20 protein-coding genes are annotated in these 20,784 nt (G+C 62.6%); 7 read left to right on the forward strand and 13 right to left on the reverse strand.

Annotation, left to right across the window (positions count from 1 at the left end):
• The first annotated feature begins 173 nt into the window (after positions 1-173).
• From argH to PQR67_RS09420, 4 genes are all read left to right on the forward strand, one after another.
• On the forward strand, positions 174-1,580 hold the full coding sequence (gene argH, locus PQR67_RS09405; protein WP_408457446.1) for an argininosuccinate lyase: 1,407 nt from the start codon (positions 174-176) through the stop codon (positions 1,578-1,580).
• A 456-nt stretch (positions 1,581-2,036) separates the two neighbouring features.
• A complete protein-coding gene (locus PQR67_RS09410) occupies positions 2,037-2,459 on the forward strand; it encodes an energy transducer TonB family protein (protein WP_408457739.1) in 423 nt (140 codons plus the stop codon).
• 226 nt (positions 2,460-2,685) lie between these two features.
• The gene (locus tag PQR67_RS09415; protein WP_408457449.1) at positions 2,686-3,993 is read left to right on the forward strand and encodes an MFS transporter; all 1,308 of its coding nucleotides are present in this window, start codon (positions 2,686-2,688) and stop codon (positions 3,991-3,993) included.
• A gap of 98 nt (positions 3,994-4,091) precedes the next feature.
• A complete protein-coding gene (locus PQR67_RS09420) occupies positions 4,092-4,271 on the forward strand; it encodes a hypothetical protein (RefSeq protein ID WP_408457452.1) in 180 nt (59 codons plus the stop codon).
• A gap of 155 nt (positions 4,272-4,426) precedes the next feature.
• On the opposite strand, the gene PQR67_RS09425 is transcribed toward PQR67_RS09420, so the two are convergent.
• Both PQR67_RS09425 and waaC read right to left on the reverse strand, forming a co-directional pair.
• A complete protein-coding gene (locus PQR67_RS09425) occupies positions 4,427-4,558 on the reverse strand; it encodes a hypothetical protein (protein WP_255246783.1) in 132 nt (43 codons plus the stop codon).
• A gap of 741 nt (positions 4,559-5,299) precedes the next feature.
• Positions 5,300-6,304, reverse strand: coding sequence for a lipopolysaccharide heptosyltransferase I (gene waaC / locus PQR67_RS09430; RefSeq protein ID WP_408457455.1), 1,005 nt, complete (start codon positions 6,302-6,304; stop codon positions 5,300-5,302).
• Positions 6,305-6,516: 212 nt separating this feature from the next.
• Here waaC and PQR67_RS09435 point away from each other — a divergent pair, with 212 nt between their 5' ends.
• Positions 6,517-7,932, forward strand: a complete 1,416-nt coding sequence (locus PQR67_RS09435; protein ID WP_408457458.1) for a chloride channel protein — start codon at positions 6,517-6,519, stop codon at positions 7,930-7,932.
• Positions 7,933-8,153: 221 nt separating this feature from the next.
• Here the strand turns inward: PQR67_RS09435 and PQR67_RS09440 are convergent, their stop codons facing one another.
• The 6 genes from PQR67_RS09440 to map all read right to left on the reverse strand — a co-directional run bounded on the left by PQR67_RS09440 (position 8,154) and on the right by map (position 12,546).
• On the reverse strand, positions 8,154-8,465 hold the full coding sequence (locus PQR67_RS09440) for a hypothetical protein (RefSeq protein ID WP_408457461.1): 312 nt from the start codon (positions 8,463-8,465) through the stop codon (positions 8,154-8,156).
• Between the two features lie 325 nt (positions 8,466-8,790).
• Positions 8,791-9,054, reverse strand: a complete 264-nt coding sequence (minE, locus tag PQR67_RS09445) for a cell division topological specificity factor MinE (RefSeq protein ID WP_408443294.1) — start codon at positions 9,052-9,054, stop codon at positions 8,791-8,793.
• 14 nt (positions 9,055-9,068) lie between these two features.
• Positions 9,069-9,884, reverse strand: a complete 816-nt coding sequence (minD, locus tag PQR67_RS09450; protein WP_027799748.1) for a septum site-determining protein MinD — start codon at positions 9,882-9,884, stop codon at positions 9,069-9,071.
• 104 nt (positions 9,885-9,988) lie between these two features.
• A complete protein-coding gene (gene minC / locus PQR67_RS09455; protein WP_408457465.1) occupies positions 9,989-10,840 on the reverse strand; it encodes a septum site-determining protein MinC in 852 nt (283 codons plus the stop codon).
• A gap of 201 nt (positions 10,841-11,041) precedes the next feature.
• Positions 11,042-11,575, reverse strand: a complete 534-nt coding sequence (locus tag PQR67_RS09460) for a GNAT family N-acetyltransferase (RefSeq protein ID WP_408457468.1) — start codon at positions 11,573-11,575, stop codon at positions 11,042-11,044.
• A gap of 185 nt (positions 11,576-11,760) precedes the next feature.
• On the reverse strand, positions 11,761-12,546 hold the full coding sequence (gene map / locus PQR67_RS09465; RefSeq protein ID WP_408457471.1) for a type I methionyl aminopeptidase: 786 nt from the start codon (positions 12,544-12,546) through the stop codon (positions 11,761-11,763).
• 391 nt (positions 12,547-12,937) lie between these two features.
• On the opposite strand from map, the gene PQR67_RS09470 reads away from it, so the two are divergent.
• Both PQR67_RS09470 and PQR67_RS09475 read left to right on the forward strand, forming a co-directional pair.
• A complete protein-coding gene (locus PQR67_RS09470) occupies positions 12,938-13,915 on the forward strand; it encodes a ferritin-like domain-containing protein (RefSeq protein ID WP_408457474.1) in 978 nt (325 codons plus the stop codon).
• 134 nt (positions 13,916-14,049) lie between these two features.
• Positions 14,050-15,354 (forward strand): Nramp family divalent metal transporter, encoded by a 1,305-nt coding sequence (locus PQR67_RS09475; RefSeq protein ID WP_408457477.1) that lies wholly within the window; start codon positions 14,050-14,052, stop codon positions 15,352-15,354.
• 66 nt (positions 15,355-15,420) lie between these two features.
• Here PQR67_RS09475 and PQR67_RS09480 read toward each other — a convergent pair whose 3' ends face one another.
• From PQR67_RS09480 to PQR67_RS09500, 5 genes are all read right to left on the reverse strand, one after another.
• Positions 15,421-15,933 carry a chalcone isomerase family protein gene (locus PQR67_RS09480; protein ID WP_408457480.1) on the reverse strand — a complete coding sequence of 171 codons (513 nt, stop codon included), beginning with the start codon at positions 15,931-15,933 and terminating at the stop codon, positions 15,421-15,423.
• A 1-nt stretch (position 15,934) separates the two neighbouring features.
• Positions 15,935-17,146, reverse strand: a complete 1,212-nt coding sequence (locus PQR67_RS09485; protein WP_408457482.1) for a class I SAM-dependent methyltransferase — start codon at positions 17,144-17,146, stop codon at positions 15,935-15,937.
• 12 nt (positions 17,147-17,158) lie between these two features.
• Positions 17,159-18,016, reverse strand: a complete 858-nt coding sequence (locus PQR67_RS09490; RefSeq protein WP_408457485.1) for a DUF1365 domain-containing protein — start codon at positions 18,014-18,016, stop codon at positions 17,159-17,161.
• Positions 18,013-19,317 carry an NAD(P)/FAD-dependent oxidoreductase gene (locus PQR67_RS09495; protein ID WP_408457488.1) on the reverse strand — a complete coding sequence of 435 codons (1,305 nt, stop codon included), beginning with the start codon at positions 19,315-19,317 and terminating at the stop codon, positions 18,013-18,015. The genes PQR67_RS09490 and PQR67_RS09495 overlap by 4 nt, the downstream gene beginning before the upstream one ends.
• Positions 19,318-19,572: 255 nt before the next feature.
• Positions 19,573-20,748: a transporter substrate-binding and LysM peptidoglycan-binding domain-containing protein gene (locus PQR67_RS09500; RefSeq protein WP_408457490.1), complete on the reverse strand. Its 1,176-nt coding sequence runs from the start codon at positions 20,746-20,748 to the stop codon at positions 19,573-19,575.
• Between the last annotated feature and the right edge of the window lie 36 nt (positions 20,749-20,784).

Genomic DNA, 20,784 nt, shown 5'->3' on the forward strand with positions numbered 1-20,784 from the left:
GCCGCACCATCCGGGGCCGGCCGCTGAAAAACGCCGTCCGCCGGCAGCGTCATTTGGCGCTCCCGGCCAGTGTTAAAATCCCTGTCTTTCCTCGCCATGGCGGCCCCGCGCATCGAAGCGCACGCCGTCCCGCTTTCACCGCTCGCTCAACTGCCGCTTAACTGCCCAACACCATGACGTCCCAACTGCACAAAAAAGGCGAAGCCTGGTCGGCTCGCTTCTCGGAGCCGATGTCGGAGCTCGTCAAACGCTACACGTCGTCGGTTTTCTTCGACAAGCGTCTGGCGCTCGTCGATATCGAAGGGTCGCTCGCGCACGCCTCGATGCTGGCCGCGCAGAAGATCATCGCCGCCGACGACCTCGCCGCGATCCAACGCGGCATGGCGCAGATCAAGGGTGAAATCGAGCGAGGCGAGTTCGAGTGGCAACTCGATCTGGAAGACGTCCACCTGAACATCGAAGCGCGCCTGACCGCGCTGATCGGCGACGCCGGCAAGCGCCTGCACACGGGCCGCTCGCGCAACGACCAGGTCGCGACCGACATCCGCCTGTGGCTGCGCGGCGAGATCGACCGCATCGGCGGTCTGCTCACAGAATTGCGCACCGCCCTGCTCGACATGGCGGAGAAGAACGCGTCGACCATCATGCCGGGCTTCACGCACCTGCAAGTCGCGCAACCGGTCACGTTCGGCCATCACTTGATGGCTTACGTCGAAATGTTCTCGCGCGACGCCGAACGCATGGTCGATTGCCGCAAGCGCGTGAACCGTCTGCCGCTGGGCGCGGCCGCGCTGGCCGGCACCAGCTACCCGATCGACCGTCATGCGGTGGCGAAGACCCTGGGCTTTGACGGCATCTGCGCGAACTCGCTGGATGCCGTGTCCGATCGTGACTTCGCGATCGAATTCACGGCCGCGTCCGCGCTGGTGATGACGCACGTGTCGCGCTTCTCCGAAGAACTCGTGCTGTGGATGAGCCCGCGCGTCGGCTTCATCGATCTGGCCGACCGTTTCTGCACCGGTTCGTCGATCATGCCGCAGAAGAAGAACCCGGATGTGCCCGAACTCGCGCGTGGCAAGACGGGCCGCGTGAACGGCCATCTGATCGCGCTGCTGACGTTGATGAAAGGCCAGCCGCTCGCCTACAACAAGGACAACCAGGAAGACAAGGAGCCGCTGTTCGACACCGTCGATACGGTCGCGGACACGCTGCGCATCTTCGCTGAAATGGTCGCCGGCATCTCGGTGAAGCCGCAAGCCATGCGCGACGCCGCGTTGCAAGGCTTCTCCACGGCCACCGATCTGGCCGACTACCTGGTCAAGCGCGGCCTGCCGTTCCGCGATGCGCACGAAGCGGTGGCGCTGGCGGTTCGCGTGTGCGCCGACCGCGGCTGTGACCTGGCCGACCTGACGCTGGAAGAAATGCGTAAGGAACTGCCGAATGTCGCGCAGTTGATCGGCGAAGACGTGTTCTCGTATCTGACGCTCGAAGGTTCGGTGGCGAGCCGCAACCATGCGGGCGGCACGGCGCCGGAGCAGGTGCTTGCCGCGGTCAAGGCCGCACGGGCAGCGTTGAAGTAAGGCAACAGGCGGCGCAAAAACAAAGGCGAACTCATCGACGGGTTCGCCTTTTTTGTTTTCGTGGTGGGATTGATCGCGTTGATTGCGCAAAGCGCCGCGCAAAAAAAGAAAGCCCGCGCGAAGCGGGCTAAATGAAAGACTTCCACCGATGCCTCCCGAAAGAGGCAAACGAAGTGTAGGCCCGTTTTCGCCGAAGAGAAATCCGGTCATATTTCGGCCTATTACAAGCGTTCGAATGGCACGGAGCGGGTGAACGACAATTGCATCCTGGCGCTTTTTGACTACCATCAAATTAGATCCAGCCCAGTGCTTTTCACGACGATGTTCACCTTCGCGCGTCACCTTCGCCGCTTGACCGGACCCTTCGCTTACCGCGTTGGCGCGCCGTTATCGCAGCCACATCGCGTGGCTTCGGCATCCGGATTGACGGCAACTTCGGTTCTGGTGCTCACGGTCATGGCGGGCTGCACCATCACACCGCCGGATCGCCCGCTTATCATCACGCCGGCGGCCGCCGTCAACAGCGCGACGCTCGATCAATATCGCAGCGCGGTCGCCAGACGCATCATCGAACGCAGCCCGTCCTACGTGCTGCACGGCACCCCGCAAGCCATGCTGCGCTCGCTCGTGGTGGTCTCGTTCACGGTAGATCGCAATGGCCAGGTGCTGGCGTCTTCGGTGTATCGCACCAATGGCGACGACGATGCCGAAAGCACCGCGCTCGCCACCTTGCGGCGCGCCTCGCCGCTGCCGCAACCGCCCGGCCAATTGCTGAATGGCCGTGGGCAAGTCGAACTGTTCGAGGACTGGCTCTTCAACGACGACGGCAAATTCCAGTTGCGCGAGTTCGCCTCGCCGCAAGCGCAGACCATCGATTGAACGCAGCGCCGCGCCACCCGCGTAGGCCGCCTGCCTGACACGCAACGCTGACACCCAACAGCCGCCGTTGTAAGCTGTCGCATCGTCGCCCGCGCCAAGCATGGCTTCAACCGCCATGCAAGACGCGCCGAAGCGCACGAACTTAAACAAAGATGCCATCCAAGCTCGCGCCGCCCGCACGTAAAAGTCCGGCGCCCAACGGCATCACGACACCTGGAGACCTTGCATGTCCACTTCGCCGATTTCCGCGGCCCAGCCCAACGCGGCCGGGCAGAACAGCAGCGCGCGAATCATCTTCGCGAGCTTCATCGGCACCGCGATCGAGTTCTACGATTTCTACGTCTATGCGACCGCCGCGGCGCTCGTCATCGGACCGGTATTTTTCCCGCACGGCTCGGCGACCGCCCAGGCTTTGTCGGCGTTCGTCACGTTCGGCATCGCGTTCGTCGCGCGGCCGATCGGCTCGTTCATCTTTGGTCACTTCGGCGACCGGATCGGCCGTAAGTCGACCCTCGTGGCCTCGCTGCTGGTCATGGGCGTGTCCACCACACTGATCGGTTTCGTACCGGGCTACGACTCGATTGGCAGCCTCGCGCCGATCCTGCTGTGCGTCTTGCGCTTCGGCCAGGGTATCGGTCTTGGCGGCGAATGGGGCGGCGCCGCGCTGCTCGCCACCGAGAACGCGCCGGCCGGCAAACGCGGCTGGTTCGGGATGTTCCCGCAACTGGGGCCGTCGATCGGTTTTCTGGCGTCCAACGGTCTGTTCTTCGCTTTGGCGTTGTCGCTGAGCGACGAGCAATTCCGCAGTTGGGGCTGGCGCGTGCCGTTCCTCGTCAGCGCGGTGCTGGTCGCGCTCGGCTTGTACGTGCGTTTGAAGATCGCCGAGACGCCGGCCTTCCAGGCGGCCATCGAACGCGAGGAGCGCGTGAAGGTGCCGATCGCGACGCTGTTCTCGCAGCACTGGCTCCCCACCCTCCTCGGCGCACTGGCCATGGTGGTCTGCTACACGCTGTTCTACAACGCCACGACGTTCTCGTTGTCGTACGGGGTGTCGGTGCTGCATATTCCGCGGCCGACTTTCCTCGGCATGCTGTGCATCGCGGTCGTGTTCATGGCGCTCGCCACGCCGCTGTCGGCCTGGGCAAGCGATCGCTATGGCCGCAAGCCGGTGCTGATCGTCGGCATCGTCGCGGCGATCCTGTCGGGCTTCACCATGGCACCGCTGCTCGGCAGCGGACAGACGCCGCTGGTGCTGCTGTTCCTCGTGATCGAACTGTTCCTGATGGGCGTGACCTTCGCGCCGATGGGCGCGCTGCTGCCGGAACTGTTTCCGACCAACGTGCGCTATACCGGCGCGGGCGTGTCCTACAACCTCGGCGGGATTCTCGGTGCGTCAGTCGCGCCGTATATCGCGCAGGTGCTGGCCGCGCATGGCGGGCTGCCGTGGGTGGGCGCTTATGTGTCGATTGCGGCGGCCGTCAGTATGATTGGCGTGCTGTGCATGCGCGAGACGCGTGATTCGCATCTGATGTGATCAGGGTAAAGGCGCGCTGGTAAATCCCCTGCCTTGCGCGTCTTTTTGACTTGCCTATACTCGATTCCAATAACCCTAAGGCAAGCAGGGAGGCTCTGATGAATATTCATCTTCACAACGCGGACATCGTGATGATCATCGCGTTGGCGCTGCTAGGTTCGCTGTTGCTGGCTTTGCGTTTTCGTCCCGCGACGTGGAAAGGCATCGTCGTGGAAGCGCTGGCTGCGAACGCGGCTGCCATTGCCGCGGTGATTGCTTTCGAAATGCTGCTCGCCTAAGCAGCCGAACACCGCGGCGCCGGCACCTGCCCGGTCGAACGCGGTAGCCGGAAGCAGCCGATCTCATCTGAAGAAGCGGCCGCCCTTGCCTGTGCAGGCAGGCGGCAGCCGTCAGAATCTGGCATTGCGTCTGGCCCAACACGGGCCGCAGGCCGTTACCGGTAGTAATAACCGTGATGGTAGTAACCGCCGCCGTAGTAATAGCCAGGCGCCGGTGCAACGATGCAGCCTCCGAGCGCCGTTGCCAGCAGCGTGCCTGCGATCAGGGTCAGGATTAAGCGTTTCATATTGTTCTCCTTCGAGTCAGAGTCATTCGAGCCGAAACCCCGAATGACTCGATTGAACACGACCCTGCCTCGCGCGAACGTTGCCATTTGTAAGGGAAGATCACTGAGGTGTTACACGTTCGCGCCCCGAATCCGGTTGCGCCGAAGCATGGCGAGAACAGATTCACATCAGACGAAAACAGCACCTATACTGGTTTGAATATGCGTGTCGTGTGCAAGCCTTGCCCGTGGCGGGTGCATGGTTTGAGACGCGTGCGGTAGCGATCGAGTACGCGCTCCCGGTGCCGTAACAAGCCCGGCAATCACGCGCAAAACCACGCGAGTAGCTGATTAGGCACCCTACGAAAAGCGACAGATTTAACAGGTATGTAATGCGCGATGCTTATCCGAATGCAGAGCGCGGTCGTGAGAGACCGGCGGCGAGACGCCGGTGAGCGGCCCACGGTTCTGCCGGCACGCGCGCGGCATGCCTCGATGAATACACCATTGAACTTGGCAGCCGGCCGGCGGTCTGTTTAGAACTGGGTCGACCACCTGCGGTGGCCGTTCAGTGTCTGAGTCAGTTTGTTCATTGCAGTGATTCCTCTCCGCCCGTAGTTCCCCGACGCGGGCGTTTTTCGGAGGCGTTCCGTGGCAGCGCTCGTTTGATTGGGCGACTGTGCGTCGCGCCTCTTTTCTTTAGCCAAACGAATAGCCGAACCATCCGCCAAACGATTGCGCGAGCGCGCGGCGAAGTTGCGCTCAGGCGGCGGCTGATCCGTGCTGCATGGCGACGGCGCGCGACTCGCTGTGCACATAATCGATCGCCTCCAGCGCCTCGGCGACCGACGGTATCGACCGGCCGTCACCGATCGAAATCGAGCGGAACGGCGCGTCGATGCCGCAATGCGACGGCGAGGTCGCGACAAAAATCATGACTGTGCGCTTCTGCAAGGCATGCGCCAGATGAACAAGACCCGTATCGGTACCGACCACCAACGCGCATGCGTCGATCATCTGCGCGACTTCGGTCACGCTCAGCTTGGGCAGGACGGTAGAACCGGGTACCTGCGACGCGATTTGCTGCGCCTCGGCGCGCTCGCCTTCCGAACCCCACGGCAGCACCACCTGAAAACCGCGCTGCGTCAACTCGCGGCCAACCGCGACCCAATGAGGCAGCGGCCACTTCTTGTCGTCTTTGGAAGTGGCGTGAAACAGCGCCGCGACGGGCGCGCTGTTAGCCGCAAAGGGTGCGACGGCCGGCTCGGGCAGGTGCAGATTGTAAGCGGGCGGGCCTTCGACCTTGTAGCCCAGCGCCTCACTCGCGCTGATGCGCATGCCATGCCATGCATCGCAATGCGGACGCGGACCGAAACGCCCGGTGTAGGCAAATGCGGCGCCCCGCTCTCCGAGATCCCGCGACTGATATCCAATACGCTTGGACGAGCGAGCCAGAAAGGCGATGATCGCGCTCTTATACACACCGTGAATGTCGACGACGAAGTCGTAGCGGTAGGCGCGCAATTCGGCGATCGACGCCGCGATCGCCTTGAAATCGCCCCAGTGGCGCGCCTTCTTGAAGCGGCGCAGCGGAGCGGAAAGCACGCGGTCCACGCTCTCGCTCCAGTGCACCACTTCGGCGAATGCTTCGTCGGCCGCCCAGTCGACTTCAACGCCGGGAAACGCGCGCTTGATGTCGGCGACGACTGGCAACGCCTGCACGATATCGCCGAGTGAAGTGACCTTGACGATAAGGACTCGCTTCATTGAGGACCTGTTAGTTATTCAAACATCAAACTATTTTAGCCGACGATTGGGATAATCCTGGCTGAACACGGCGGTGCAACATCGCGGCATTAATACAACGGATTACATTGCAGAGCTTACAAAACTATTTTTGTTGCATTTCCAAATACTTTCATGCCGTTCTGTCGATGCGGTGCGCTTTATAATCCACTCTTTGCGCCAGCAGATCCCTTATGTCCCGGGCCTTTCCTCCACTTTCCTCCAGCATCGTGCGTCGCGCCAGGCGCCTGTGGCGGCAATACGGCATCTTCTGGCTCGGCGCGATCGCGGTCGGCCTCGTGGCAGTGCTTTATGCGAGACTCATCGACTGGGGCTATGGCGAATTCCGCGCCGTGCAGCAACAGCATGTGTGGGCGCCATTGATCGTCACGCCCGCGGTCGCCGCGCTCGCCGTCTGGCTCACGCGCAAATTCTTCCGTGGCGCCGAAGGCAGCGGCATTCCTCAAGTCATCGCCACCTTGCATTCCAAACCCGGCGAATTCGGCGCACGGCTGCTGTCGTTCCGGATTCTGTTCGGCAAGATCGCGGTGTCGTTTCTGGCGATTCTCGGCGGCTTCACGATCGGCCGCGAAGGACCGACCGTGCAGGTCGGCGCGGCGCTGATGTTCAATTTGCGGCGGCTGTATCCGCGCTCGAACGCGCAAATCGAACGGCAACTGGTGCTCGCGGGTGCGGCAGCGGGTTTGTCCGCGGCGTTCAATACGCCGCTCGCGGGCATCGTGTTCGCGATCGAGGAACTCACCCGCAGCTTCGAAGCCCGCGCGAGCGGCGTGCTGATTACGGCGATCATTATCGCCGGTGTGATCGCCCTCGGATTGAACGGCAACTACACCTATTTCGGCACCATCCAGATTGGCGCGCATTTCCCTGACCTGCTGGCGGTGGCCGTCGTGCTCACCGCCATCGTCACCGGCATTGCAGGCGGCGTATTCGGCTGGCTGCTGCTGAATACCGCGCGCTGGATTCCGGCGCCGCTGCGCCAGTTGCACGGCGAGCGGCCGGTCGCGTTCGCCGCGCTGTGCGGCTTCGTGATCGCGGTGGTCGGCCTCATCTCCGGCGGCACGACCTTCGGCAGCGGCTATGCGGAAGCGCGCGGACTGCTCGACGGGCACGAGCACCTGTCCGTGTTCTATCCGTTTCTCAAGATGATCTCGATGGTCGGCTCGTATCTGCCGGGCATTCCGGGCGGCATCTTCGCGCCGTCGCTGTCGATCGGTGCGGGCTTCGGCAATCTGCTGCACATGGTGTTCTGCTCGATGCAATTGCCGATGCTGATCGCCCTTGCCATGGTGGGCTATCTGGCGGCCGTCACGCAGTCGCCGATTACGTCGTTCGTGATCGTGATGGAGATGATCGATGGTCATGCACTGGTGATCTCGCTGATGGCCACCGCGTTGATTGCGAGCCGTGTCGCGCGTTTGTTCGCGCCGCCGTTGTATGAATCGCTGGCGGAGCGCTATATGGCGCCGCTGCCGCAACCGGCGCCCGCACCGGTGCCGGAAGTCCCCGAAGTCGAAGCGCCGGAGGCAACGGTCGGCGACGAAATCGACGGCGATGTCCGCGCTGAAGACGGCGCCCCGCGTCAGTAAACAACCACCGCCGGCGCACGCATATAAACCGGCCGCGCCGGCACCACTACGCAACCGGCCAGCATGACCGCCAGCACGGCGATCAAAAGCAGATTCTTTTTCATCATGGGTTCCTCTGAAACACAGGCGAGCGCTTGCGCGGCGCCTGTGTCGTCAAACTGGGGAGAGCGGCACGAGCGGGCTCGACCCCACCCCGCCGCACAATGCTGGTGTTTCCGGACTTAGGCCCAGTGGCCTTCGACCCAGCGATAGTTCGGGCCGTGTTCGACCCAGTGGCCCGGCACCCAGTGGAAGCCGACACGCTCGGCCTGCCAGTGACCGGCCGCCCACACATAGCGACCATGATCCCAACGCCAGTGACCGTGATCCCACACATAGCCGACGCGCGGCGCCGGCACGACTTCGTAACGCACGGCCGGCGGTGCGGACGGAGCGATCACGACGATTTCCTCGGCCGAAGCGGACGCAATGGCGGATGCACCAGCGGCGATCAGAACGGCGTTGGCGATCAGCAGGCGAAAGGTCTTGTTCATGTTATCCCTCTGTAGTTGGACACCGAATCCGGCGTTATCCGTTTAATGCGCGAGGGGACAAAAGCGCTGACGGCCGCCGTGTAACGGCACACGCTGAAGTGCAACGGATTATTTCGCCGCGCGGCATGGTAGCGTGCGGGCGCGCACGGGCAGGCACGGCGGCGCAGCGCGTTCGAGCAGCAAGGAGAGGACGAAGGAGCAGACGGCGCGTAGAACCCGCACCCGCGCATCTAATTGAACAGCAGAAGGCACAACGAGAAAACGGCGCTTACGCGCCCCATTCCGCCACGTCAGATCGACGCAACGAAGCAGAGCGCGCCGCGCTTTATGCGGAACCCGCTTGCGGTATTTCGATCTTGACCTCGAGCACCTCGAGGTCGTCCTGGCGTTCCAGGCTCACGCGAATATCGTCATCGGAGATTTTCACGTACTTTGAAATCACGGCCACCAGTTCGCGTTGCAACGCAGGCAGATAATCGGCAGGCGCATGGCCGCCGGCGCGCTCGTGCGCGATGATCAACTGCAGGCGTTCCTTCGCTACCGACGCGGACTTCTTCTTCTCGCCCAGCAAAAACGAAAGAATCGACATGACGTACGCCCCCCTTACTTGGTGCCGAAGAGGCGCTGCAACAGCCCTGGCTTCTGGTAATCGGTAAAGCGAAGCGACTTCTGCTCGCCGAGGAAACGCGATACGACATCTTTATAGGCTTCGGCTACATCGGTACCGTCGAGGTGCACGGCCGGCAGCCCCTGGTTCGACGCATGCAGCACCGCTTCCGATTCCGGGATCACGCCGATCAGGTCGATGCGCAGGATTTCCTGGATGTCGGTGAGCGACAGCATTTCGCCTTCGCTGACACGCTTCGGGTTGTAGCGGGTGATCAGCAGGTGTTCCTTGATCGGCTCCTTGCTTTCGATCGCGCGCTTGGTCTTGGACGACAGGATGCCGAGGATACGATCCGAGTCGCGCACCGAAGAGACTTCCGGATTCGTCACGATCAGCGCTTCGTCGGCGAAATGCATGGCGAGCAGCGCGCCCGATTCGATACCCGCCGGCGAATCGCAGACGATGTATTCGAAGTCCATCGCGATCAGGTCGTTGATGACCTTCTCGACGCCTTCCATGGTCAGCGCGTCTTTGTCACGCGTTTGCGAGGCCGGCAGGATGAACAGGTTCTCGCACTTCTTGTCCTTGATCAGCGCCTGGTTGAGGTTCGCTTCGCCCTGGATCACGTTGATCAGGTCGTACACCACACGGCGCTCGCAGCCCATGATGAGGTCGAGGTTGCGCAGGCCGACGTCGAAGTCGATCACGGCGGTTTTGCTGCCACGCAGTGCGAGGGCCGATGCAAAACTCGCGCTCGTGGTCGTCTTGCCCACGCCACCCTTGCCCGAAGTCACCACAATGATTTTTGCCATTACCCTTACCTTGTGTTCGTCAAATTCGTCAATTATGTGCGGCCCTATTTGCCGTGGAACGCTGCGTGCCGTGATGGTTCAGGGCAGCGCGCATGTCACGTCGATCAGGTGAGCCGCAATGGTTCGATCATCAACTTTTCTTCTTCGAGCCAGATCTGCACCGGCTTGCCGAGCACGTCGGCCGGCAGCGGGTTCTCGGTCGTACGATAGATGCCCGCGATCGAGATCAGTTCCGGTTCGAGACACGTGCAGAAAATGCGCGCGTCGTGATTGCCCTGCACACCGGCCAACGCCCGGCCGCGCAGCGGCGCATAAATATGGATGTTGCCTTCCGCGATCACTTCCGCGCCGTAGCTCACCAGACCGAGCACGACCAGATCGCCCTTTGCGTAGATGCGCTGGCCCGAGCGCAACGGCTTGTCGACCACCATGGTTTGCGACGAGGTGGCGAGACGGACGGGCTCGGCTGCGGGCGCCGGCTCGACCGCGGCCGCCGTGGCCGGGACGCCGTTTTCCAGGGAGCCGCCGGCAGCGTCAGCAAACAGATCGGCGGGCGGCGTAGCGGTCGCGGCAGTGGCCGCCGGCGCCACAGCCGCGGGATTGGCGCTTTCTTCGTCAGCGGACTTCGCGGCCGCGCCGCGGCGGTCGCGTGCTTCGAGCAGCGGCAGCGCGGACTCGGCCGCCCATGCCTGCTGCGCGTTGGCGACCACGCCGACCGGGCGCATGCGCACGCTGTCGAGCAGTTGCGCGATGTCCGCGAGCGGCACGCGTTCGTTATCGGCGAGACGGCGCACGTCGATCGCGACGACGTCGTTAGCGAAAAATTCGGGGGTCGCCTCGAAGCGCCGGGTCAGTTCGGCACGCATCGCATCGAGGTCGGTTGTCTTAACCACAAACAGGAGCGTGTCGACAGAGCCGCTGCGGAGTTCGAAAAAGGGCGATTTCTTAGGCGACATAGCGTTCGGCAAAAAATTTTGCGTATTTTACAGGCGTACAGGCCGGGAGCGAGTTTTTTCGCCGGGAGAGCGCGCCCCTGTGGCCTGAATACCCATGACGTGGCCGCTCAATAAGCCATAAACGCGGCCATAAACTCGGCCGTGAACGCTGTAGCGACGCGGATGGGATTTGAGCGGCAGGCTGACGCGCCGCTCGCGGGATCACTGTTGAAACACCTGAGACGTGCTCGGCACGTGACGCACCAACAGGCTTTCGGCCTGCTCGGGCGCGCGCACGACGCGCCGATGCTCACCGGTCGGACCAAAGCCGAGCGCCTCGTAAAAGCGCATCGCATTGCGGTTGGCGTCGGCAACCCACGCGTAGATTTCCATCGCGCCTTCGCCGGCGAGCCACGCGCTGGCGGTGTCGACCAGCAGCTCGCCGCCTCGCAGATGACGCACGGCTGGCGCCACCCACAATTCGCAGACGAACGCGCGGCGCGCCGCGGTGTCGTCGAAATATGCTTCGATCAGTCCGGCCGGATGGCCTTCGGTATAGAGGATGAAACTGGTGGTGATAAACGAAACAGCGTGTTCGGCAGCGGTGGCGTCGAACGTGGCGGCATCTGCCGACAACGCGTCCTCCAGCGTTTCGCCGAAGGCATAGGGCGCCTCGCGCAGCGACGCAGTACGGAGTTCGCGGAAAACGGCGCCCTGATCAGCGGCGATACGGCGAACGGTCAATGACGGACTCATGCAGACGAAAACCCCTTGAAACCCTAACGCATAGCTTTAACCGAACCGGCGCGCGAGTCAAATGCTTATTTACTGGATCGGACCGCGGCGCCGGTCCCTGGTGCAGACAGCGCGCCTCGATTGCGCGGCAATTCGCGCACGCGCCGCCTTGCTAGCCGGTTCGCGAGGCGCGCTGACCACCGCATTCAGGGCGCATCGTAAGCGCCGGTGCCGTCCGGCCACGGCGTCAGCAGTTCGTAGCCCTCTTCGGTCACGGCAATCATGTGCTCCCATTGCGCGGACAGCGAGCGGTCTTTGGTGACGACCGTCCAGCCGTCACGTTGCACCGTGGTGCCGGCGCGGCCCGCGTTGATCATCGGTTCGATCGTGAAGACCATACCCGGTTTCAGGCGCGCGCCCTGCCCCGGCTGACCGTAGTGCAACACCTGCGGATCTTCGTGATAAACCTTGCCGATGCCGTGGCCGCAGTAGTCGCGCACGATCGAGAAGCCTTCACGCTGCGCCACCTTCTGGATCGCATAGCCGACGTCGCCTAACGTAGCGCCCGGCTTCACCTCGCGGATGCCGGCGAGCATCGCTTCATAGGTCGTGTCGATCAACTGGCGCGCCACCGTACTCGGCTGGCCGACGCAATACATGCGGCTGGTGTCGCCAAAATAGCCGTCTTTGATAATCGCGACGTCGATATTGATGATGTCGCCATCCTCCAGGATTTCGCTCCGGCTGGGAATGCCGTGGCACACCACCTGGTTGACGGACGTGCAGACGGTCTTCGGAAATCCCAAATAACCGACATTTGCCGGAATCGACTTTTGCGTCTTGACAATGTAGTCGTTGCACAGTGCGTCGAGCTCGTCGGTGGAGACACCGGCCTTGACGTGCTCGCCGATCATCGCCAGTACGTCGGCCGCGAGGCGGCCGGAGATGCGCAGCTTGGCGATGTCGTCGGGAGTCTTGTAGGTAATGGCCATGAATTCGGTCGAGGTGAGTCGATAATGACGATCACCCAATTGTACAGAGGATCGCCGGACGGCCTCCCCGAACCGGCATCGCGGCAAACTTTCCACCCGACGCCGAGCGGTTTCAGGCGTCGCCCAGGACCCGGCTACGTCGAGCCGGTCCGGCTCATGTTGCAAGCGCACACGGAAATCTTTTGTGATGTTTGCATCTGGCAGCTCATTCGCTCCGTAAAGGCGGTTGAGGACTCGCTTTCTTCCCCTGCATCGTTTGGTTCTTCGCGGAAGAACGGGGCCTCTTTTTGCGTCCGCGATTTGCGTTGGTGCATCGCCTGTGTAACTGCTTTCCGCGCGTGTGCGTCGCGAGTCCGTGGCATTGGCAGCGAACCATCTGAGGAGCATCGCCATGTCGGAGTCCAGCAATAAATCAGCAGAACTTATCGATGTATTTGACCGCCGGGTGGAACGGCGCCTGCAACGCAGACAATTTTTCCGAAACGCTGGCGGCCTGAGCCTGGGTTTGGTCGGCGGCACGCTGATCAGTGCGTGCGGCGGCGGTTCCGGGTCGGTCGCGTCAGCCCAGAGCGCGCCGACCGACGCGGAAATACTGAACTTCGCACTGAATCTGGAGTACCTCGAATCGCAGTTCTATACGTATGCGACGACGGGTTCGGGGCTGGCCGCGAGCATGACTGCCGGCGTCGGCACACTGGGTACCGTCGTACCAGGGCAGCAAGTGCCGTTCCAGGACCCTGTGGTGCAGGCCTACGCGAACGAGATCGCCAACGACGAACGCGAGCACGTCAACTTCCTGCGCACGGCCTTGGGCAGCGCGGCGGTAGCAATGCCTTCGATCGACATCGGCGGCACCAATCCGAACGGAGCATTCTCGAATGCGGCACGCGCAGCGGGACTCGTCGGCGCAGGGGTCGCCTTCAATCCGTATGCGAACGACAACAACTTCCTGCTTGGCGCGTTCATCTTCGAAGACGTCGGCGTGACGGCCTATAAAGGCGCCTCGCCGCTGATCAGCAACAAGACTTTCCTCGAAGCGGCAGCCGGAATTCTCGCGGCCGAGGCCTATCACGCGGGGCTCGTGCGTACGGTGCTGTTTGCGAAAGGCGTCGACACCGCGAGTATCTACACGGCCGCCAACGCGATCTCCGCCGCGCGCGACAGCCTCGACAACAACGGCCACGACGATCAGGGCATCACCGGGGCAACGGCCGGCTCCTCGAACATCGTGCCGCTCGACAGCAACGGGCTCGCCTTCAGCCGCGGTTATGGGAACGTTCTCAACATCGTCTACCTGACGAGTTCGATGGCGACCAAGGGCGGCTTCTTCCCTAACGGCGTGAACGGCGCGCTCAACATGAGCGCCTGACGCCCGCAGGCGGAAGCACGCAAGCTGCTTGCCCGCTCCACCGGCAACGGGTTACCGCGATGACGATCGCGCTTACCCGCTGACCGGCCTTCATCCACCTTGCCTTGAACGCCGGAAGCCGTACAGGAGCCGTCATGAACGAAGCGATGAGTCAGGCCGCCTTACCTCAGACCCTCACCGAGCAAACCTGCTTCGACATCCGCGAGACGCTGGCCGGACGCCGCCGCGGCTTGCGGTCAATGCTGTCATTTGCCGGACCGGCGGTGGTCGCCTCGATCGCCTATATGGACCCCGGCAACTTCGCCACCAACATTCAGGCGGGCGCCGGCTACGGCTATACGCTGCTGTGGGTGGTGGCAGTCGCGAACATCGTGGCGATGTTGTTCCAATCGCTATCGGCCAAGTTGGGGCTCGTGACCGGCAGCAATCTCGCCGAGTTGTGCCGCTCGGCGCTGCCGCGCCGTTGCGTTCTCGCAATGTGGGGAGTCAGCGAAATCGCGGCGATGGCGACGGATCTCGCGGAATTCGTCGGCGGCGCAATCGGCGTTTCGTTACTCACGCATCTGCCGATGATGCCGAGCATGCTGATCACCGCGGCCGTTACCTATGGTTTGCTGCAGTTCGAGAAACGCGGCTTCCGGCCGCTCGAACTGGCCATAGCGGCGCTGGTCGGCGTGATCGGCTTGTCGTATCTGGCGGAATTGCTGATTGCGCCGGTACATTGGGCATTGGTCGTCAAACATACGTTCACACCGGGCATACCCGACAGCAATGCGTTGACGATTTCGGTCGGCATCATCGGTGCAACCGTGATGCCGCATGTGATATTCCTGCATTCAGGACTCACACAGAATCGCGTGAAGCCACGCAACGAAGGCGAGTGCACCAGGCTGCTGCGTTTTTCGAACATCGAAGTGGTGGCCGCGCTCGGCGTCGCGGGGCTCATCAACATGGCGATGGTGATCATGGCGTCGAGCGCGTTTCATGCCGGTCACGCCGATATCGCCAGTATCGAAACCGCGTGGCGCACGCTCACGCCGCTGCTGGGCAGCGCGGCGGCGGGTCTCTTTCTTGCGGCGCTGATTGCCTCCGGCATATCGAGTTCGGTCGTCGGTACGATGGCCGGGCAGATGATCATGCAGGGCTTCGTCGGCTTTCACATCCCCGTGTGGGCGCGGCGGCTGATTACGATGGTGCCGGCCTTCGTGGTGGTGGCCTGCGGGGTGGACGCGACGCGCGCGCTGGTGTTGAGCCAGGTGGTACTGAGCGTCGCGCTGCCGGTGCCGATGATCGCGCTGGTGTGGTTCACGTCGCGGAGGGATTTGATGGGCCGCTACAGAAACCGCCGCTCGACCACGATCGCCGCGGTGGCCGGCACGATCGCCGTGCTGGCGCTCAATCTTGTTCTGCTGCTGCAAATCGCCGGCATTTCGTCGTAGCCATCGCTTCATGAGGGGTGCCTTTATCGACGCACAAGTGAGTCGTGCCGCGCAGCGCGAAGCGCCCTACGGCGCCGTTCCGAGCAACTGCTTGCGTAAAGCCGGCGCGCGCGTCGACGGGTCGAGCCAGATACCGAAAAACGCTCGCGCGAACGCGGGGTCGTCGAACTCGCCGGTCATCCGGTCGCCGGCGTAAAACCGCACGCCTTTGCCCGGCAAATAGACGGCGCTGAGCTGATCGCCCGGACCGACATCCACGAACGCCTGCATCATATCCGCGCGCCAGCGGGTCAACGTGTCTGCCGGGATCGGTGCGCTCGCGAGACGCCTGATCTCGTTCATGCCCGTATCGACGAACCGTTCGCGCTTGATGCCGCGAAGGTAGACGATATGCAGCACGAAGCGTTCTTCATAGTCGATGGGTATCCGCTCGCTCCACATCTGCGCACGATAGAGCCTGAAGCCGAACACGCTGAAATCGCCCTCGCCCACGAGTTTCGCGGACTGCACATCGCCGAGCCAGTCAGCGCAGGCCGCGCTCGCCCACAACATCAGCACGAGAGCCGCGAGTACGCGCATCTCAGTCCGCCGACGCGAGCACGAATTGCATCACGTCCGTGCGTCCTTCGTCGAAACCGGCTTCACAGTAAGCCAGATAGAGTCGCCACGTGCGCACAAAAATCTCGTCGAAACCCTGCTTCTGGATCGTACCGAGCTGCGCTTCGAACGCACTGCGCCAGCAGCGCAACGTTTCCGCATAATCAGGCCCAAAAGCCAACGACGCGTACGCCGCGAGCTTGCCACGCCGGGCTGCTTCAATGAAGCGCTGCGGACTCGGCAACATGCCGCCCGGGAAAATGAATTCGCGGATGAAGTCACTCGTCGCTCGATACGCGGCAAAATGCGAGTCGTCGATCGTGATGGTTTGCACGAGCGCGCGTGCGCCCGGCAGCAGACGTTCGCGCAAGATGCGAAAGTACGTCGGCCAGAATTTCTCCCCGACCGCTTCGAACATTTCGATCGAGACAACGCCGTCGTACTGCCCGGTCAGCGTCCGATAGTCCCGCAATTCGAGGTGCACGCGATCGCTCAACCCGGCATCGCTCACTTGCTTCCGGGCGAATTCGAGCTGCGCCGCGGAGATCGTGACACCGTGCACGTGAATGCCCTGGTGCGCCGCATGCATCGCAAAACCACCCCATCCGCAGCCGATTTCCAGAATGCGCATGCCCTCGCACAAGCCGAGCGTATCGATGATGCGTTGATACTTCGCATGCTGTGCGTCTTCAAGCGATTGATAGAAGTTGCCGTCGAACACCGCGCTTGAATACGTGAACGTCGGGTCTAGCCATTGTGTGTAAAACGCGTTGCCGATGTCGTAGTGCGCGTGAATATTGCGCCGGCTGCCCGAGCGCGTATTGGGCCTCAGCTTATGACGCAGCCCATACCAGAGTTGCGCGAGCCAGCCGCCATAAACCGTGCGTTGCAGCGCGTGCTCGTTGCGGATGGCAACGCGCAGCAAAGCGGCCAGATCGGGCGTATCGACCCAGAAGGCGCGCCATGCGTCGGCAAAACCAATATCGCCCTTGCGCAGAATCGCGCCGCACGCACGCCAGTCGCGCAATTCCAGACGCGCCCCCGGCGCCGCGTGCGAATCGCCGAATACGCGCTGCTGGCCGTCAGGCGTGATCAGCACCAGGTGCCCGACCTGAATCCGTTCGAGCAGCGATAGAAACAGACGGCCTGACGCGGGAACGGTTCGATGTCCGCTTAGGGTTCTTGAAAGCGCCATGGCTGGATCTCCTCAATCGGACGAAATGGGGCGCGCTGCGGCGGACGGTTGGTCTTGTCCGGCAGCGGTGTGGTCGGTGGAGGCGTCGGCCGTGCGGCCCGGCGCGGGATTTTTGCCGTAGAACGGCGCTTTCTTGATGGCGAGGCGCAACGCCTGCCAATGAATTCGCGCGACGACGCCGACGGTCAGCATCGGCTGGCGCAGCAACGCGGCCAATGCTGCCGGGCGCGTCATGGGCTTTAAACGACCACCGACTGCGGTGCGAATCAGAAGCCCGTCAGCGTCCTTGTAATCGATCGAGACCGACACACTGTTCGACGTCTGCCTGACGCGAAATTCGTAGCGCCCTTCCACGCGGCAAAACGGCGACACGTGCAGCACCTTGCGGCATTTGAGTTCCGTTTCAGCCGTGATCGGCGTGTTCCCCGCAGCGCTCAGCAGATCGCAGTGACGCTCGCCGAAGGTGTTGCGCACCTCAACCAACAGCGCCCGCAGACGATCGTCGCGGTCGTGGCAAAACCAGAAGCTGACCGGATTGAACGCATAGCCGAATACGCGCGGAAACGCTTGCAACCAGATCTTGCCGTCCGCTTCGTCGATGCCCGCGGCGGATAGTTGCGCGCGCATCCAGGTGGCGAGATCGCTGCCGTCGCGCGGACCATGATCGCGCTGATGCAAACTCAGCGGGCGCCAGCGGTCGATGCCGAACCAGCCGCTATCGAGCGATGCCAGACGATCCAGATCGCAGCGCACATAGAACACCGGATACGTGAAGCGGTGATGCTTCGGCCGCAGACGCTCGTGCATCACCTTGCCCGTCAAGAGCCAGGCGGGCGGATCGATGTCGGCTTCGACACGGGCGGGATTCATAGCGTGGCCCATGCCGGCGACACGTCGAAATCGGCGGCAACACGCAGCGCCGATTTCAGACCGTCCTCGTGAAAGCCGTAGCCCGTCCATGCGCCCGCGAACCACGTGCAGCGCTTGCCTTGCAGGGACGGCAGCCGGTGCTGCGCATCGATGGCGGCCAGATCGAACAGCGGATGATCGTAGACGAAGCGGCGCAGCTCAGTGCCCGGCGCGAGCCGCGCCACCGGATTGAGCGTGACGACGAGCGGCGTCCTGAACGGTAACGGCTGGAGCTGATTGACCAGGTAGCTGACGCACACCGGATGCGTGCCGTCGAGCGCGCGGCTCCCCAGGTAATTCCATGCCGACCACACACGCTGACGGCGCGGCAGCAGATTCGCATCCGTATGCAGCACGGCGACGTTCGGCTGGTAGCGCACGGCGCCCAGCACGCTGCGCTCGTCCTGATCGGCGTCGTTGTCGAGCAGGCGCAGCGAGGTCGGCGCGTGGGTGGCGAGCACCAGCGCGTCAAAACGCTCCGTGCCCATGTCCGTGAACACGTCGACGCCATCGGCATCGCGCCGCACGCCCCGGACCGCGGTACCGACGCGCACGTCGTCGAGCGTGCCGACGATGCGCCGCACGTACTCGCGCCCTCCTCCGACCACCGTCTTCCATTGCGGCCGCCGGTTCACCTGTAGCAGCGCATGGTTCAGGCAGAAGCGCAGGAACGTGGTGGCCGGAAAAGCGAGGATATCGGTGGTCGCGCTCGACCAGATCGCCGCGGCCATCGGCAGCAGGTAGTGCCGCTGGAACGCGGAGCCGTAGCCACCCGCCGTCAGCAGTTCGCCCATTGACGCGCGCGTTTCTATCGCGAGTTCGAGATTGCTTTGCGCGCTGTCGTTGAAACGCATGATGTCGCGCAACATGCCGATGAAGGTCGGCGAGAACAGGTTGCGGCGTTGTGCGAACACGGTGTTCAGACTCGTGCCGGCCCATTCGAGGCGGCCTTCGTCGAGCGAGACCGAGAAGGTCATGTCGCTCGGGTGCGACTCGACGCCCAACTCGGCGAACAGCGCGATCAGGTTCGGATAGGTGCGGTCGTTGAAAACTAGGAAACCCGTGTCGACCGGATGCGTGTGACCGTCGAGCGTGACGTCCACGGTGTTGGTGTGGCCACCCGCGTAGGCGGCCGATTCGAACAGCGTGACACGATGCTTGCGCGCCAGCAGCCAGGCACTGGCCAAACCCGAAATACCGGCGCCGATGACCGCAATCCGCGAGCCGCACGGTAATGAAGGGGTCGGTGCGGGATGAGTCATGGGCGCATCTCCTGGTCCAGGAAGCGCGCGGTCGGTTAGTTGGGTGTAGCGGGAGGTGCGCGTCCTTGACGGGATTTACGCAGCGGGGGGTGAAATGGATGCAAAGCGGGCGGTTTTTTGGGGGCAGACGCGCGCACGCGAACCCTGCAAGACCGAGAAGACAGGGAATAAGCGGCGTGCGGCGTCCCGACCTTGGCCGGTCAGGCAGAGTGTTTCCTGCCGGGCCGCAAGGGTCCGGCAGGAACCGCTACCGCGTCAGCGCAGCGGAATGATCAGATGCTGGCCGATCAAGATGAGGTTGGGGTTTGGCAGGTTATTGCGCTTCTGCACATCCACAAACCGCGCACCGCTACCCAACTGACTCGCGGCAATAGCATTGAGCGTATCGCCGGCGCGGACCACGTACGTCTTCTCGCCGCCGGTCGCGGCGGTGGTCAGCACCTGGTCGCTGATGAAGTATTTACGCAGCAGGTCCAGATACGCGGGCGACTGTTTGACCTTCGCGATCGCGGAGTTCAGGTAGATCAGAAGCGCGCTGTCTTCCTTGCGTACGCCGATTTTGTACGCGAGGTTGGAGCCGTCCAGCTTTGTGACGGCGAACGTCAGGTCAGTGCCCTTGATCTCCGACACGCCAAACGGATAGTCGTAGACGATGGCGTCGACCTGATGCTCGTCCAGGAAGTGCGACATCCACGAGCGCTGCCCCTCGATGCTCGCATCCGATAGTTCGACGATCTTGTTGTTCGGAAACGCTTTCTGAACAAACGCTTTCACGTCGGGGTCACCCTGCAGCACGCCGATCGTTTTCCCTGCCAGATCGGCTGCGGAGCGAACCGGCGAACCCTTGGCGACGATCAGCGAATAGCCGAAGTCCTCGACATAGGGAATTGAATAGACGACGCCACTCGGGGTGTTGTCAGGGAAAGTCAGGCCGTCCATGGCGACGTCGACAACGGCATTGCCTTGCTTGTCGGTTTTCGTCAGCTGATCGGGGACAGCCGGATACGTGTCCACGCCGTGACGCGTGTCGACCGTGATGATCGAATGGTCGCCCGAGGTGAACTCTTTCTGTGCGAACAGCAGATTGGCGAAGTCGACGTTGAAGCCTTGCGGTTTGCCGTTGTCTTCCGAGTAGAACGGACGCGACGGGTTTTCGACGCTGACGCGTACGACGCCGTTGCTCAAGATCGATTTCAACGTGTCCTTGTTGGGCACGAATCCGTCCGGGTTGCCGGGGGGTGGCGTTTTGACGTCGGTGTTGCCGGTATTGGTGGTATTGGTGGTGTTGCCGATGTCCACCCCGTTTGCCGCGACGGTGTCTTTGTCGGCGCTCTGGCTGCTGTTAAGGGGATTTTTCAGGCCGCCCTCGTGGATATACCAAGCGGCAGCCAGCAAGATCAGGAAAAGAACCGAACCCAGGATTTTCTTCATTGTTTTTTGATCGAGTTGAATGGTCGAGTGGCGCGT

The sequence above is a fragment of the Paraburkholderia fungorum genome (assembly GCF_046026025.1).
In the GTDB taxonomy this organism is placed as follows: Bacteria; Pseudomonadota; Gammaproteobacteria; order Burkholderiales; family Burkholderiaceae; genus Paraburkholderia; species Paraburkholderia fungorum_E.

Excerpts from the sequence above, each read along its gene's own strand:
- argH (WP_408457446.1), top strand. The coding sequence starts at position 174 with ATGACGTCCCAACTGCACAAAAAAGGCGAAGCCTGGTCGGCTCGCTTC.
- PQR67_RS09410 (WP_408457739.1), top strand. The coding sequence starts at position 2,037 with ATGGCGGGCTGCACCATCACACCGCCGGATCGCCCGCTTATCATCACG.
- PQR67_RS09415 (WP_408457449.1), top strand. The coding sequence starts at position 2,686 with ATGTCCACTTCGCCGATTTCCGCGGCCCAGCCCAACGCGGCCGGGCAG.
- PQR67_RS09420 (WP_408457452.1), top strand. The coding sequence starts at position 4,092 with ATGAATATTCATCTTCACAACGCGGACATCGTGATGATCATCGCGTTG.
- PQR67_RS09425 (WP_255246783.1), bottom strand. The coding sequence starts at position 4,558 with ATGAAACGCTTAATCCTGACCCTGATCGCAGGCACGCTGCTGGCAACG.
- waaC (WP_408457455.1), bottom strand. The coding sequence starts at position 6,304 with ATGAAGCGAGTCCTTATCGTCAAGGTCACTTCACTCGGCGATATCGTG.
- PQR67_RS09435 (WP_408457458.1), top strand. The coding sequence starts at position 6,517 with ATGTCCCGGGCCTTTCCTCCACTTTCCTCCAGCATCGTGCGTCGCGCC.
- PQR67_RS09440 (WP_408457461.1), bottom strand. The coding sequence starts at position 8,465 with ATGAACAAGACCTTTCGCCTGCTGATCGCCAACGCCGTTCTGATCGCC.
- minE (WP_408443294.1), bottom strand. The coding sequence starts at position 9,054 with ATGTCGATTCTTTCGTTTTTGCTGGGCGAGAAGAAGAAGTCCGCGTCG.
- minD (WP_027799748.1), bottom strand. The coding sequence starts at position 9,884 with ATGGCAAAAATCATTGTGGTGACTTCGGGCAAGGGTGGCGTGGGCAAG.
- minC (WP_408457465.1), bottom strand. The coding sequence starts at position 10,840 with ATGTCGCCTAAGAAATCGCCCTTTTTCGAACTCCGCAGCGGCTCTGTC.
- PQR67_RS09460 (WP_408457468.1), bottom strand. The coding sequence starts at position 11,575 with ATGAGTCCGTCATTGACCGTTCGCCGTATCGCCGCTGATCAGGGCGCC.
- map (WP_408457471.1), bottom strand. The coding sequence starts at position 12,546 with ATGGCCATTACCTACAAGACTCCCGACGACATCGCCAAGCTGCGCATC.
- PQR67_RS09470 (WP_408457474.1), top strand. The coding sequence starts at position 12,938 with ATGTCGGAGTCCAGCAATAAATCAGCAGAACTTATCGATGTATTTGAC.
- PQR67_RS09475 (WP_408457477.1), top strand. The coding sequence starts at position 14,050 with ATGAACGAAGCGATGAGTCAGGCCGCCTTACCTCAGACCCTCACCGAG.
- PQR67_RS09480 (WP_408457480.1), bottom strand. The coding sequence starts at position 15,933 with ATGCGCGTACTCGCGGCTCTCGTGCTGATGTTGTGGGCGAGCGCGGCC.
- PQR67_RS09485 (WP_408457482.1), bottom strand. The coding sequence starts at position 17,146 with ATGGCGCTTTCAAGAACCCTAAGCGGACATCGAACCGTTCCCGCGTCA.
- PQR67_RS09490 (WP_408457485.1), bottom strand. The coding sequence starts at position 18,016 with ATGAATCCCGCCCGTGTCGAAGCCGACATCGATCCGCCCGCCTGGCTC.
- PQR67_RS09495 (WP_408457488.1), bottom strand. The coding sequence starts at position 19,317 with ATGACTCATCCCGCACCGACCCCTTCATTACCGTGCGGCTCGCGGATT.
- PQR67_RS09500 (WP_408457490.1), bottom strand. The coding sequence starts at position 20,748 with ATGAAGAAAATCCTGGGTTCGGTTCTTTTCCTGATCTTGCTGGCTGCC.